Source organism: Streptomyces sp. NPDC048258 (assembly GCF_043201995.1).
Taxonomy (GTDB): Bacteria; Actinomycetota; Actinomycetes; order Streptomycetales; family Streptomycetaceae; genus Streptomyces.
In genome coordinates this window covers 126,384-139,676 of sequence record NZ_JBICZH010000009.1, presented here as the reverse complement: position 1 = coordinate 139,676, position 13,293 = coordinate 126,384, and the positions used below count along the sequence as shown (strand labels likewise).

Annotated in this window: 14 protein-coding genes and 1 pseudogene; 9 read left to right on the top strand and 6 right to left on the bottom strand. The window is 73.8% G+C overall.

The annotated features are described in order from the left end of the window. Positions 1–3: 3 nt before the first annotated feature. Complete coding sequence (locus ACGFYQ_RS21535) at positions 4–1,332, bottom strand: GAF domain-containing protein (protein ID WP_393746185.1); 1,329 nt, start codon at positions 1,330–1,332, stop codon at positions 4–6. A gap of 460 nt (positions 1,333–1,792) precedes the next feature. On the opposite strand from ACGFYQ_RS21535, the gene ACGFYQ_RS21530 reads away from it, so the two are divergent. Further along, the gene (locus ACGFYQ_RS21530; RefSeq protein WP_215150480.1) at positions 1,793–1,975 is read left to right on the top strand and encodes a hypothetical protein; all 183 of its coding nucleotides are present in this window, start codon (positions 1,793–1,795) and stop codon (positions 1,973–1,975) included. Positions 1,976–2,175: 200 nt separating this feature from the next. On the opposite strand, the gene ACGFYQ_RS21525 is transcribed toward ACGFYQ_RS21530, so the two are convergent. Beyond that, positions 2,176–2,955, bottom strand: coding sequence for a hypothetical protein (locus ACGFYQ_RS21525; protein ID WP_393746182.1), 780 nt, complete (start codon positions 2,953–2,955; stop codon positions 2,176–2,178). 135 nt (positions 2,956–3,090) lie between these two features. Here ACGFYQ_RS21525 and ACGFYQ_RS21520 point away from each other — a divergent pair, with 135 nt between their 5' ends. Continuing rightward, positions 3,091–4,005 carry an oxygenase MpaB family protein gene (locus ACGFYQ_RS21520; protein ID WP_393746180.1) on the top strand — a complete coding sequence of 305 codons (915 nt, stop codon included), beginning with the start codon at positions 3,091–3,093 and terminating at the stop codon, positions 4,003–4,005. A 66-nt stretch (positions 4,006–4,071) separates the two neighbouring features. On the opposite strand, the gene ACGFYQ_RS21515 is transcribed toward ACGFYQ_RS21520, so the two are convergent. Further along, a complete protein-coding gene (locus ACGFYQ_RS21515; protein ID WP_393746178.1) occupies positions 4,072–4,671 on the bottom strand; it encodes a class I SAM-dependent methyltransferase in 600 nt (199 codons plus the stop codon). Between the two features lie 179 nt (positions 4,672–4,850). Here ACGFYQ_RS21515 and ACGFYQ_RS21510 point away from each other — a divergent pair, with 179 nt between their 5' ends. The 5 genes from ACGFYQ_RS21510 to ACGFYQ_RS21490 all read left to right on the top strand — a co-directional run bounded on the left by ACGFYQ_RS21510 (position 4,851) and on the right by ACGFYQ_RS21490 (position 9,871). Next, on the top strand, positions 4,851–5,630 hold the full coding sequence (locus ACGFYQ_RS21510) for an MHYT domain-containing protein (protein ID WP_393746543.1): 780 nt from the start codon (positions 4,851–4,853) through the stop codon (positions 5,628–5,630). An 80-nt stretch (positions 5,631–5,710) separates the two neighbouring features. Next, positions 5,711–8,332 (top strand): nitrate- and nitrite sensing domain-containing protein, encoded by a 2,622-nt coding sequence (locus ACGFYQ_RS21505; RefSeq protein WP_393746176.1) that lies wholly within the window; start codon positions 5,711–5,713, stop codon positions 8,330–8,332. Next, entirely contained in the window at positions 8,332–8,775 is a 444-nt protein-coding gene (locus ACGFYQ_RS21500; RefSeq protein WP_393746174.1) for a roadblock/LC7 domain-containing protein, read from the top strand. Before ACGFYQ_RS21505 ends, ACGFYQ_RS21500 begins: the two co-directional genes overlap by 1 nt. A 17-nt stretch (positions 8,776–8,792) precedes the next feature. Next, a complete protein-coding gene (locus ACGFYQ_RS21495; protein WP_328924407.1) occupies positions 8,793–9,173 on the top strand; it encodes a DUF742 domain-containing protein in 381 nt (126 codons plus the stop codon). Next, a complete protein-coding gene (locus ACGFYQ_RS21490; RefSeq protein ID WP_393746172.1) occupies positions 9,173–9,871 on the top strand; it encodes an ATP/GTP-binding protein in 699 nt (232 codons plus the stop codon). Before ACGFYQ_RS21495 ends, ACGFYQ_RS21490 begins: the two co-directional genes overlap by 1 nt. A gap of 46 nt (positions 9,872–9,917) precedes the next feature. Here ACGFYQ_RS21490 and ACGFYQ_RS21485 read toward each other — a convergent pair. Next, positions 9,918–10,354: pseudogene (locus ACGFYQ_RS21485) on the bottom strand (PPOX class F420-dependent oxidoreductase). 105 nt (positions 10,355–10,459) lie between these two features. Here ACGFYQ_RS21485 and ACGFYQ_RS21480 point away from each other — a divergent pair. Together ACGFYQ_RS21480 and ACGFYQ_RS21475 are read left to right on the top strand one after the other, a co-directional pair. Continuing rightward, positions 10,460–10,858 carry a roadblock/LC7 domain-containing protein gene (locus ACGFYQ_RS21480; protein WP_328924404.1) on the top strand — a complete coding sequence of 133 codons (399 nt, stop codon included), beginning with the start codon at positions 10,460–10,462 and terminating at the stop codon, positions 10,856–10,858. Between the two features lie 271 nt (positions 10,859–11,129). Next, positions 11,130–11,897 carry a DUF6397 family protein gene (locus ACGFYQ_RS21475; RefSeq protein WP_393746169.1) on the top strand — a complete coding sequence of 256 codons (768 nt, stop codon included), beginning with the start codon at positions 11,130–11,132 and terminating at the stop codon, positions 11,895–11,897. Here the strand turns inward: ACGFYQ_RS21475 and ACGFYQ_RS21470 are convergent. Further along, positions 11,861–12,262 carry a YchJ family protein gene (locus tag ACGFYQ_RS21470; RefSeq protein ID WP_393746167.1) on the bottom strand — a complete coding sequence of 134 codons (402 nt, stop codon included), beginning with the start codon at positions 12,260–12,262 and terminating at the stop codon, positions 11,861–11,863. The two genes, ACGFYQ_RS21475 and ACGFYQ_RS21470, sit on opposite strands and share 37 nt — an antisense overlap. A 68-nt stretch (positions 12,263–12,330) precedes the next feature. Continuing rightward, positions 12,331–13,239, bottom strand: coding sequence for an acyl-CoA thioesterase (locus ACGFYQ_RS21465; protein WP_393746165.1), 909 nt, complete (start codon positions 13,237–13,239; stop codon positions 12,331–12,333). Positions 13,240–13,293: the final 54 nt, after the last annotated feature.

Below are 13,293 nucleotides of genomic sequence, written 5' to 3'. Positions count from 1 at the left end.
AGGCTAGGAGCGGGCAGGTTGCGGATACGTTGCACGCCCGCGGCCACCGGGGCGAGCGAGCCCCCTTACGTCGGCCCCGCGCGCGCCGAGCTCCCGGTCCAGGGCGTGTACGCGGGCCAGCGCGGCCGGCCGGCCCTCGGGCGGCAGCGCCGTCGCCAGCGCCCGCCACGCCTCCCGGTCGTCCGCGCCCCACGGGCTGCACACCCAGTCGGTCAGCAGCCCGGTGTCCGCGCGGGCGATCACGGCCGCCCGCGCCTGGTCCTCGATCCGCCGGCGCAGCCGGACGATTCCCGGCGCGGTGGAGGCGGGCAGGAGGGGGCCGGAGTAGTGGTGGAGGGCGGCGGAGACCGCACCGGCGGCCAGGTGACGGGTCAGTGCGGTGAAGTCGGCGTCGAGCGGACCGGGTGTGCGGTAGGGCCGTGAGAGCGGGGCGACGGGCCCCAACAGCGCGCGCAGCCGGGAGATTTCGGCGCGTAACGTCACCGGTGACACCGACTCGTCCTCGTACAGCTCGATCGCCAGCTCCTCGCCCGACAGCCCTTCCGGGTGCTGCGCGAGCAGCACCATGATCTCGCTGTGCCGCCGCCCCAACCGCACCTGGTGCCCCCCTGTCACCAGCAGCGCCTCGTCCTGGCCGAGCGCGGTGAGGGTGTCCCGGGCGGCTGGCGGGCCGGAGTCGACCAGGGCCAACTGGGTCTCCGCCGCCCGCGCCACAGCCTGCACGAAGGCGAGGGAATGGGGGTGGGCGAGTCCGTCGCCGCCGGTGATGTCCACCGCACCCAGCACCCTGCCGGTCCGGGGATCGCGGACCGGGGCCGCCGCGCAGGTCCACGGATGGACCCGGCGGCTGAAGTGCTCCGCTCCGAAGACCTGCACGGGCTCGCCGACCGCGACCGCCGTACCGGGGGCGTTGGTCCCCATCGCCGTCTCCGCCCAGCGGGCGCCCGGGACGAAACCGAGCCGTTCCGCCCGCCGCAGCGTGCCCGGTTCGCCCTCCACCCACAGCAGGCTGCCCCGCGCGTCGCACACCGCCAGCAGGTGCGCCCCGTGCGCGGCGAACGCCCCGACGAGGTCCCGGAACAGCGGCATCACCCGGGCCAGGGGGTGCTCCTCGCGGTACGGCCGCAGCTCCGTCTCCGCCAGCTCCACCCGGGCCGCGCAGTCCGGGCTGACCCGAGCCCGGGCACACCGTCGCCAGGACTTCGCGATGACCGCCCGGACCGGCGCCTCGACCCGTCCCTCCAGGGTGAACGCGGCATGGGCCCGCCGCAGTTCCCGTGTCCGCTCGGCGGGATCGGCCCCGCCCGGCAGCGCCACCGAAGGATCGTCCATGTCACCCTCCCGTGGTGCCGCGGTACCCGGAGCGCCCCCATCGTCGTCCCGGCACCGGCCACCGGCAAGCGGTACGTCGGCCACTACGCAGGCCAGTCCGCGCCGAAGCGTTGCCAGGCCGTGCCCGGGCCTCCGGATTCGGAGCTACCAGCTGAAGCGGGGACCGGGGACCGGGGAGCTGGGTGCGGGGTCCGGGGTCCGTCCACGTCCAGCCCGTCCAGCCCGTCCGGCTCGTTCGCCGACGGACGGCGGATGGTGCCGGAGATCTCGGAGAGCACGCGTTCGGCGCACGCGACTACCGGGGGTTACGGGACGGCGCCGAGGCTACCCCGCTGCGCGCGGGCCGGCTCGGGCCGCGTCTGACCCAGGTCGCTTCGCAGCCGTCCGTGCGCTCGGGAACGCGCGGTCGCGGCGGTGCGTTGAGGGGGTAGTGGTCGACGGCAGGAGGAGGTGTCCGCAGATGTCCACGAGCGGAAAGGTCGCGGTTGCCGGAGTAGTGGCAGCCATCGTGTTGTTCTGGGCGGTCGGGTTCTGGGCGGGGCTGCTGGTGCTGATCGGCGTGCCCGCGGCCGCCTATCTTCTGCTGGACTCCTCTCAGCGGCGTCGCCTGCGGGGTATATCCAGGAAGCAGATCGGCCGCTAATGGCGGCCGGCCCGGCCGGGCTCCGCCTTCGGCGCGGAGCCCGGCCGGCCCGAAGGCAGGGCGGGTGACGCGGGCCGGTCCGGGACCGGCGCGATCAGCGCCCCCAGTCGTCGTCGGCCACCTCCGCGCGGCCACCCGCCACCACGCCCACCGGCTGGCACTCCACGGTCACGACTCCCCCTCGGGACTTCCGCTGACGGTCAGGCCGGGCGTACCGCGACGCGGTCCAGCGCCGCCAGCAGCCCCGGCAGATCAGTGTCACCCTCTCGGGGGACCGAAAGCACCTCGCTCGGCTCCTCGTCGAGCAGGACGAAGGCGGCATCTCCGGTACGGGCCACCAGCGACCAGCCCGGCCCGTCCGCCCGCAGGGTCCGCGCCCCCTCACCCGCGAAGGAGGACCGCACCCGCCCGGGCGGCGGCGGGGTGAGCGTGTACTCCTGGGCCTCCTTCAGCGCCCGCGCGAGCCCGGGATGCGCGGCGGCCGCGGCCCCGCCGTCCGTCGCCACGCGCTCGCGCCAGTCGGCCCACTGCCGCGCGATCTGGTCCGCGGCCATCCGTCGCTGCACCGGACCCCAGGCCTCGGCGGAAGGCGGTGCCAGCGGCACCCGTCCCGTGCCGTCCGCGCCCTGCTCCGGATCGTGCGGTTCCGGGATCCCCGACGCGGCCACCGACAACTCCAGCGGCCAGCCGGCCAGCGAGACCACGATCGACCGCTCGTCGGGCGACAGGTCGTACTCCATCCCGCAGTCCCACGAGGCGATGGCCGCGGCCACGAGCGAGACGTCGTCCACGACGACCGTCCAGCGCGCGCCCTCCTCGTCCTGGCCGAGCACCAGCCCGTACCCGTCCCCGGCCGGCTCCACGCCCAGCAGGGAGCAGGCCTCGGGGAAGTCGTCGCCCAGGATGCTGGGGAACTGCGCGGGGGTCAGCAGCACGGCGGTCAGCACGTACAGCGAGCCGCCACCCTCGTCGTCGGACACCTGGCCTCCTGGTAGCTCTTTCGTCGGCGCACCTTAACCAGCGGGTAACCCGCGCGTCGAGAGCTCGCGGCCGACGATTTCCAAGGCCGCTGCCTGCACGTAGAGTTGGGAACCCGCCACAGAAAGGGACACCCGGTGCAGCGTTACGACCGGCTGAGGGAGATCCTCCGTCTCGACCCCGACAAGGATTTCCTCGCCATCTACCGGCTCACCGCCACCTACGAGTTCCCCTGGGACTTCACCCGCGCCCTGGAACTCGCCCTCTTCCGCACCTACGCCGTCCCCTCCATCGGCGGCCTGCTGGCCGATACCGCCGAGTTCACGGACCGCACCCAGAAGCGCTACGACGACACCGCGCTGCTCCTCGACGCGGTCGTGGAGCACGGCTTCGAGAGCGACACCGCGCGCACCGCGATCCGCCGCGTCAACCAGATGCACCGCAGCTACGACATCTCCAACGAGGACATGCGGTACGTCCTGTGCACTTTCGTGGTCATTCCGGCGCGCTGGCTGGACGCCTACGGCTGGCGTCCGCTGACCCACCACGAGCGAAGGGCTTCCGCGAACTACTACGCCACCCTCGGCCGCCACATGGGCATCACGGACATCCCGGGCTCCTTCGAGGAGTTCGAGACCACCCTGAACGCCTACGAGGAGGCCCACTTCGGCTGGGACGAGGGCGCCCGGGAGGTCGCCGATTCCACCCTCGACCTGATGGCCTCCTGGTATCCGGCGCCGCTCGCCCCCGCCGTCCGCGGCGCGAGCCTGGCCCTCCTCGACGAACCGCTGCTGAGCGCCTTCCGTTACGAGCGCCCGCGCCTCCCGGTCCAGCGGCTGGTCCGGGGCGCCCTGCGGCTGCGCGGGCGCGCGGTGCGGCTGCTGCCCCCGCGCAGAGCCCCGCACTACGCCCGCCAGAACCCGGAGATCAAGAGCTACCCCGGTGGCTACGACGTGGGCGAGCTCGGCACGTTCCCCGTGCCCGGCTCGGGCGGCTGCCCCGTTCCCCATCCCCGCCGGCCGGCCGGAGCCGAGGCCCAGCCTCCGGCGTGATCCCGATGGCCTCCGCGCATCCCGAGCGCGGTGCCGACGTACACGCTTTTGTCGCGTTTCGTCGTGTCACGGGTGACGTACGGCCAGCACCAGGAAGCGGGCGTCCTCGTCGGCGTACGAGGTCATCTCCCAGCCCGAACGGGCGAGCAGGGGACCGAGGTTGGCCTCGGCCCGCAAGTCCTCCGGGGTGAGCTCGCGGCCGTGGCGGGCGGCGAGGGCCGTTCGCCCGATCGGGTGAAACAGCGCGAGCCGGCCGCCGGGGCGGACCACCCGGGCCAGTTCGCGCAGGTTCGCCTCCGGGTCGGGCAGGTGGGCGATGAGGCCGGCCGCGAACACCGCGTCCAGCGCCCCGTCGCGCAGCGGCAGCCGGGCCACGTCCGCGAGCAGCAGCGCGCCCTCCGCGGCCCGCCCGGCCCGCTGCGCGGCGGCCAGCATCCCGGGGGTGAGGTCGGCGCCGAGCACGATGCCGGTGGGCCCGACCGCGGCGCGCAGCGGGGTCAGGGCCCGCCCGGTGCCGCACCCCGCGTCGAGCACGCGGTCGCCGGGCCGCAGGCCGACTTCGGCCACGGCGGTCGCGAAGGCGGGCGCGTCCTCGGGGAACTTGCGGTCCCAGTCGGCGGCGCGCGCTCCGAAGAACTCCTGCACGTGTGTGTGGTCTTCGCTCATGCGCCCATGATCCACCACCGCCGCACCCCCGTGCGGGTCTGCGGACCGTGCGCAAGGTGGCACGTGGCGTGATCGAAGATGAACGTATCTCTGTCATATTCCAGCAGTTCCAGCGTCTTTCGAAATGCGCCCCTTGTTCGTGCCCTCACCCGGACTAGCGTCCGGTGGCCATGGGACACCTGGGACATCTGGACCACGCCGCCTATGGCTGGCTGACACCCGCGCTGTCATACGTGATGGCATCGATCGGCGCCGCCCTCGGGCTGCGCTGCACCGTCCGCGCGCTCGCCGCGACCGGACCCTCCCGGCGCAACTGGCTCCTCACCGCCGCCTCCGCGATCGGCACCGGCATCTGGACGATGCACTTCGTCGCGATGCTCGGCTTCGACGTCACCGGCACCGAGATCCACTACAACGTGCCGCTCACCATCCTCAGCCTGCTCGTCGCCATGCTGGTCGTCGGCGCCGGCGTCTTCGCCGTCGGCTACGGCAAGGAACGCGGCCGGGCGCTCGTCCTGGGCGGCCTCACCACCGGCCTCGGCGTCGCCAGCATGCACTACCTGGGCATGGCGGCCCTGCGCCTGCACGGCGACGTGTCCTACGACCCGCTCACCGTCGGACTCTCCGTCGCCATCGCCGTGGTCGCGGCCACCGCCGCCCTGTGGGCCGCGCTCAACATCAAGTCACCGGTGGCCGTGGCCGTCGCCTCCCTGGTCATGGGCGCCGCCGTCAGCAGCATGCACTACACCGGGATGATGGCCGTCGCCGTCAGCGTCAGCCCCTCGGACACCGCCCTGCCCGGTGCCACGGCCATGCAGTTCATCTTCCCGCTCGCCGTCGGGCTGGGCTCCTACCTGTTCATCACGGCCGCCTTCGTCGCGCTCTCCCCGACCGCCGACGAGCGGGCCGCCTCCGCCTCCGCCCGGCACCTGGGGGAGCACGCCGCGGCGGTCCGGTGAGCACGCCGACCGCCCGGACGTTCGAACGCACGCACACCGCACGACCGCACCTGTAGGTACCGCCCCGGAACGAGGAGCCCATGCGCACACCCCGCAGAAACCCGGAAGCAGCGGCGCCGCGGCTGCCCGCGCCTGCGGACGGCCGCGCCCCGGGAACGGGCCGCCGGGCCCACGCCGGGCCGCCGGCCGACGAACCCGCGGAGCAGGTGGTCCCCCAGCCCGCCCCGGCCGCCCCCACCGACCCGCACGCCCGCGGCCCCCGGCTGCGGCTGCGCCCCGCCACCGTCCGCGCGAAGATCGTCTCGCTGCTGATGGTCCCGGTCGTCTCGCTGCTCGCCCTCTGGGCCTTCGCCACTGTCAGCACCGCCCAGGACATCGCCCGGCTCAGCCGCGTCCAGCAGGTCGACACAGAGATACGCACCCCCGTCGCCGCCGCCGTCACCGAGCTCCAGGCCGAACGGCGCGCCGCCGTCCGCCTCCTCGCCGACCCCGCCGCCGACCCGGCCGCCCTGGACCAGCAAGCCCGCCGCACCGACACCGCCGTCGCCCGGCTCCGCCTCGGAGACCGCAACACCATCGCCGACTCCGGCGACTACGGCTCCGACATCGTGGTCCGCCTGGGCGCCTTCGTCGCCGACGCCGAGGCGCTCGCCTCGGCCCGCAAGGACGTCACCGGCCGCCGCGCCACCCCCGAGGCCGCCTACGAGATCTACACCCGCGTCGTCGACTCGGCCTTCGCCGTGGGCGGCGCCCTGACGGGCGGGGGAGACGCCGAACTCGGCCCCGGCTCCCGCGTCCTGCTCGAATTCGCCCGGGCCGGGGAACTCCTCTCCCGGGAGGACGCGCTGCTCGCGGCACCGGGCCCGCGCACCGCTGAAACGCTTCGGCAGCTGACCGGGATCATCGAGACCCGGCGCGCCCTCACCACCACCGCGGCCGGCGACCTCCCCGCCGCGCAGCAGGACGCCTGGCAGTCCGTCGCCAAGAGCGCCGCCTACGCCGACCTCACCGCCGCCGAGGACCGCGCGCTGGCCGCGGGCACGGCCAAGGAGGCCCGCGGGGTGCCCGCCGGATGGGAGGCCGCCCACGCCTCCATCAGCGTCTCCATGCGGGAGATCGAGGGAGCCGCGCACGCCGCGGCCGCCGACCGGGCCGACCCGCTCGCCGAAGGGGCGCTCAGCCCGGCCGGCGCCGCCGTGCTGCTGGGCCTGGCCGCCGTCGCCGCCTCGCTGGTCATCTCCGTCCGTATCGGCCGCGCCCTGGTCGTGGAGCTGGTCTCGCTGCGCAACACCGCCCTGGAGATCGCCCACCGCAAGCTCCCGTACGCGATGGAGCGGCTCCGCGCTGGCCGGGACATCGACGTCGCCGCCGAGACCCCGTCCGGGCCGCCGGCCGACGACGAGATCACCCAGGTGGGCGAGGCGCTCGCCACCGTCCACCGGGCCGCGCTCAGCGCCGCCGTCGAGCGGGCGGAGCTGGCCAGCGGGGTCTCCGGGGTGTTCGTCAACCTCGCCCGCCGCAGTCAGGTCCTCGTCCACAAGCAGCTGACCCTGCTCGACTCGATGGAACGCCGCGCGGACGACCCGAACGAGCTCGGCGACCTCTTCCGCCTCGACCACCTGACCACCCGGATGCGCCGGCACGCCGAGAGTCTGATCATCCTCTCGGGCGCGGCCCCGGGCCGGGCCTGGCGGATGCCGGTGCCGCTCACGAACGTCGTACGGGCGGCCGTCTCCGAGATCGAGGACTACCCGCGGGTGGAGGTCCGCCAGCTCGCGGAGGCCGCCGTGGTCGGGGGAGCCGTCGCCGACCTCACCCACCTGCTGGCCGAACTCATCGAGAACGCCGCCCAGTTCTCCCCGCCGCACACCAAGGTCCGGGTCAGCGGCGAGCCGGTCGGGGCCGGTTACGTACTGGAGGTCGAGGACCGGGGGCTCGGCATGGGCCGCGAGACCCTGAACGACGCCAACCGGCGCATCGAACAGTCCGAGGCGCTCGACCTCTTCGACAGCGACCGGCTCGGGCTGTTCGTCGTCAGCCGCCTCTCGGCCCGCCACGGCGTGAAGGTGCACCTGCGCACGTCCCCGTACGGGGGCACCACCGCCGTGGTGCTGCTGCCGAACTCCATGCTCCAGAGCGCGATCACGGCCGGCGCCCCCGGCCCGGAGCCCCGAGCGGGGACGGGCGCCGCCTCCGAGGCTCCGGCCCCGGTCCCGGTCTCCGCGGCGGCATCGGAGGCGGCTGCGAAGGCTGCGGAGCGGGCGGCCGCGGCGCAGGGGGCCGCACGGACGGAGCAGCAACCCGCCATGACCGTCGTACGGGAGGACACGCGCGGCCCCGTGGGCCGGGACCCCGAGCGCACCCCCGCACCGGAGCAGCCGCGTCCCGCCCCGGTGGCGGCGCTGCGGCCGCGCGCTCCCGGCGGCGCGGTCACCCGTACGCAGGTGGCCGGCGCCCCCACGGCCCCCTCGGCCTCCGCCGCCTCGGTGACGGAACTGCCGCGCCGGGTACGTCAGGCCAGCCTCGTCCCGCAACTGCGCGAGGCCCCCGCCGCCAAGGCCCCGGCCGGCGTACGGCTCCCCGAGGACCCGCCGGGCCGCAGTCCGGAGCAGGCCCGGGACCGGATGGCGGCCTACCGGGCCGGCTGGGTCCGCGGCGCCCAGGAGCACTCCCCTCACGCAGGCAGCGAAGGAGAACTGTGATGATCGAACACCAGAGAATCGACCTCAACGGAGTCCGCAGGTCGGGCGAACTGGACTGGCTGCTGGACGACCTGGTGGTCCGGGTCCGGGAGGTCCGGCACGCAGTGGTCCTGTCCAACGACGGGCTGCCGGTCGGCGCTTCGAGCGCCCTGAGCAGGGAGGACGCGGAGCACCTGGCCGCCGTGGCCTCCGGCTTCCACAGCCTGGCCAAGGGGGCGGGCCGGCATTTCCACGCCGGGGGCGTGCGCCAGACGATGGTCGAGATGGACGAGGGCTTCCTCTTCGTCGCGGCCGCCGGGGACGGCTCCTGTCTGGCCGTGCTCAGCGGGGCGGACGCCGACATGGGGCTGATCGCCTACGAGATGGCCCGGCTGGTGAAGCGCGTCGGTGAACACCTTTACACCCCGCCCCGGTTCGCGGCGCGGCCGCCGGCCGCCGGCTGAGGGCGGCGGTCCGGCACATGAACGGCCAGTGGTACGACGCCGACGCGGGCCCGCTCGTCCGTCCGTACGCCATGACCGGCGGGCGGACGAAACCGGGACCCCACGGGGTCCGCTTCGACCTGATCGCTCTGGTCGTCGTGGATCCGCAGGGCACCGACGAGGCGGCCGAGTCGCTGCTCGGCCCCGAACACCGGGCGCTGCTCGGACTCTGCCGGTCCGAGACCCAGTCGGTGGCGGAGCTCGCCGCCGACGCGGACCTGCCCGTGGGGGTGGTGCGGGTACTCCTCGGCGACCTGCTGGAGGGCGGGCACGTCAAGGTCAGCAGGCCGGTACCGCCCGCGCAGCTGCCGGACGAGCGGATTCTGCGGGAAGTCATCGAGGGATTGCGAGCGCTGTGATGGGACAACACGACAACGGACCGGCCCCGGCCCCTGCCCCGGCCCCTGCCCCGGCCCCTGCCCCGGCCCCTGCCCCGGCCCCGGGCGCGGATCCCGGCGAGGACACCGAACTGGCCTCGCTCGCACTGAAGATCCTGGTGGCGGGCGGCTTCGGGGTCGGCAAGACCACGCTGGTGGGCGCGGTGAGCGAGATCAGGCCGCTGCGGACCGAGGAACTGCTGAGCGAGGCGGGTGAACTGGTCGACGACACCGGCGGGGTGGACCAGAAGACGACCACGACCGTGGCCATGGACTTCGGGCGGATCACCATCCGGTCCGGCCTCTCCCTGTACCTGTTCGGCACGCCGGGGCAGGACCGGTTCTGGTTCCTGTGGGACGAACTGTCGCAGGGAGCGCTGGGCGCCGTGGTGCTGGCCGACACGCGTCGGCTGGAGGACTGCTTCCCGGCGGTGGACTACTTCGAGCACCGGCGCATCCCGTTCGTGGTCGCCGTCAACTGCTTCACGGACGCGCGGCGGTACGGGGCGCACGACGTATCGCGGGCGCTGGACCTGGACCAGGGGACGCCGGTGGTGCTGTGTGACGCGCGGGACAAGGACTCGGGGAAGGAAGTGCTGATCAGGCTGGTCGAGTACGCCGGGCGGGTGCACACCGCACGGCTGCTGGACTCGGTGGAGCCGCAGGCCGACTCGGTGTGAACCCGACCGGTCCGCGGGGGCGTCGGGCGGGTGGTCCTGCTTCCCGTCAGTCCACCACCCCGCCGATGGCGATCACCTTGTCGATGGGGACCCGGACGAGGAGTTCGCCCGGGACGGCATTGCGGCGGCCGAAGGCCTCCGCGCGCCTCTCGCCCATGTAGCGGGCGCCGATCGTCGTCGTCCAGGCGAGCATGTCGTCCTCGTTCCCGGCGTACTCGCTGGTCTCGGCGCGACCCTGGAGCACGACGTAGGCGTACGGCGGCCGGTCGTCGTCCACGCACAGCGCGACCCTGCCGTCACGGGCCAGGTTCCGTCCCTTCACCGTGTCCTTGCCGGTGGTGAAACGAAGGAGTCGCCGTCGAGCACGAACCAGATGGGAGCGATGTGCGGGCCTCCGTCCTCACGGATGGTGGAGAGCTTTCCGGTGCGAGTGGAGCGGGAGACGAACGCCCGCCATTCCTCTTGAGTCATCTTCTTCGTCATGGGGACATCCTCCTTGCCGGAAAGGGGCTGGTGGGGAAGGCTTGCGCCACGACTACGCGGGGTGGGCGCGGCCATGGCGGCCGCGTCTACGGGGAGGGGTTCGCCATGGCACTGGACAAGCAGCTCGACTGGCTGCTGGACGACCTGACGCGCAGGGTCCAGCAGGTGCGGCATGCGGTGGTGCTGTCCAACGACGGCCTGGTGACGGGCGCGAGCGCGGGGCTGGCGCGGGAGGACGCGGAGCACCTGGCGGCCGTCGCCGCCGGACTGCAGAGCCTGGCGAAGGGGTCGGGGCGGCATTTCAGGGCCGGGGAGGTCCGGCAGACCATGGTCGAGTACGACGAAGGGGTCCTCTTCGTCATGGCGGCGGGCGCGGGCAGTTGCCTGTGTGTGCTGAGCGCCTCCGAGGCGGACATCGGGCAGGTCGCGTACGAGATGACGCTGCTGGTCAACCGGGTGGGTGAGCACCTGGGCGTCGCGGAGCGGCGCATCACCGGCGGCTGAGTTATCCACAGGCCCTGCGGGGTGTCGTCGCACTGAGTTACGGTCTTCACGCAGAGTAATCAATGCTCGTGGGGAGACCGTGATGATGATGCAGATGGGGACGACCGTGCTGCGGGACGCCGTGACCACCGAGGCGGGGGCGGAGGCGGCTGCGGATGGCCGTCGGGGCGGGCCGCGGGGCGGGCTTCGGGGCGGCAGTCCGGATGGGTGTCGGGATGGGCGTCATGACGGGCATCAGGACGGCCGTGCGGACGCGCATTCCGAGGTGCTGGTGGGCGGTGTGCGGGCCGCCGGGGAACTGGGGCTGAGCCGGGGCGAGTTCGCCAGGGCCGTTCAGCTGGGGATCGTACGGGCGGCCGGGCCGCCCGTGTCCGGCGGGGCGGCGCGCTACACGCGGGCCGAGCTGGACCGGGTCAGGTCGGCCGAGGACCGGCCGGGCACGGAGTGGCCGGACGCGTTGCGCGAGCGGGTGGCCACCGTGGCCGGAGCGGAGGCGGCGGGGGTGCTGGGGGTCGGCCCGAGCCGGTTCACGCGGCTCGCGCGCTGCGGGCACGTCGTCCCGGTCGGCTACCGGATCAACCGCTACCGGGCGGTGGTGTGGCTCTACCTGGCCGCGGAACTACGGGAGTTCGCGGCGGGGGAGCCGGCGATGCTGCGCGGGATCGCGCCTCCGGCGGACCGGGAGCTGATGGCGGCCAAGGCGGACCTGCGCCCGCGGAAGTGGCGCGGGCGGCATGTCGGGCTGCTGCTGAGACGGACCACCGACCCCTGGGAGCGCGCCGCCGTACTGGCGTCCGTACTCCCGGAGGAAGAGCTGCGGCAGGCCGTGCCCGACCCGGCGGAGCGGATCGTACTGGCCGCCCTCGCGCCGCCCCCGCCGTACGGACACCCGCAGGTTCCGGCGGCCGCGGCCGTGGCGCTGCCGCTGCTGAAGGCCGAGCCGCCGGAGGAGATCCACTGGTACCGCACGAGCCTGGACTTCGCGCTGACCGGGGCGCGTGGTCAGTCGAAGTCGACGGGGGAGAGGGGGCCGACGTAGACCCAGGCCCCGCCCTCGCGGGAGAAGGCGCTGTGCTCGTGCAGGGAACCCGTGTGCCCGCCCTCGCGGTAGTGCGCCCGGAACTCCACCGAACCCTCCGTCTCGAACATCCCGCCGCGCTCGGTGGCGAGGATCTCCAGCCGCTCCCAGCGCTGCCCGGGATCCAGGTCGAGCCGGGCCGGCCGGGTGGAGGGGTGCCAGGAGCGCAGCAGGTAGGCGGTGTCGCCGACGGCGAAGGCGCTGAACCGGGAGCGCATCAGCTTCTCGGCGGTGGGCGCCTGCTGGGCACCGGAGTGGAAGCGGCCGCAGCACTCCGGGTAGGTGGCGGGCAGCCCGCAGGGACAGGGGAGGGCCGGGGTGGGCATGGGTGTGCTCGGTTCCTCGTGGAGGGCGGGGACTACGGGGGTCGCCTGGACCATGGGGGTTGCCTCGACTACGGGGCCGGCGGGGCCGACTCGGCGGGCCGGGGCGGCTTGGCGGGGTACGGGCGGAAGAGACCTTCCTGGACCACGGAGACCAGCAGTCTGCCCTCCAGGTCGTAGATACGGCCCCGGGCCAGGCCCCGGCCGCCGTGCGCGATGGGGGACTCCTGGTCGTACAGGAACCACTCGTCCGCCCGGAAGGGGCGGTGGAACCACATGGCGTGATCAAGGCTCGCCATGTCGAACCCGCGCATCCCCCACAGGGGTTCCACCGGGATGCGCACGGCATCGAGGAGGGTCATGTCACTGGCGTAGGTGAGGGCGCAGGTGTGCACGAGCGGGTCGTCGCCCAGTGGGCCGACCGCCCGCATCCACACCGCGCTGCGGGGATCGGCGTCCTTGAGCTCCTCGGGAGTCCAGCGGAGCCGGTTCACGTACCGGATGTCGAAGGGCTGGCGGCGGGCCATCCGCTCCAGTGCCTCGGGCAGGGCGCCCAGGTGCTCGCGGATCTCGTCCGCGACCTTCGGGAGCGTGTCCGGATGAGGAACGTGGTGAGGAGGCAGCTGGTGCTCGATGCCGCCCTCCTCCGGATGGTGGAAGGAGGCGGTGAGATTGAAGATCGTCTTGCCCTGCTGGACCGCGGTGACACGGCGCGTGGTGAAGGACCGCCCGTCGCGCACCCGCTCCACCTGGTACACGATCGGCACCCCGGGGATGCCGGGGCGCAGGAAGTACGCGTGCAGCGAGTGGACCGGGCGGTCGCTCTCCGTGGTGCGGCCCGCCGCCACCAGCGCCTGGCCGGCGACCTGGCCGCCGAAGACGCGCTGGAGGGACTCCTGCGGGCTGGCGCCGCGGAAGATGTTGACCTCGATCTGCTCCAGATCGAGCAGGTCGACCAGTCTCTCGGCGGGGTTCGTCATCAGAGGTTCTCCACTGTCAGGTCCGGGCGGAGCCGGCGGGAAACATGAGTCGGT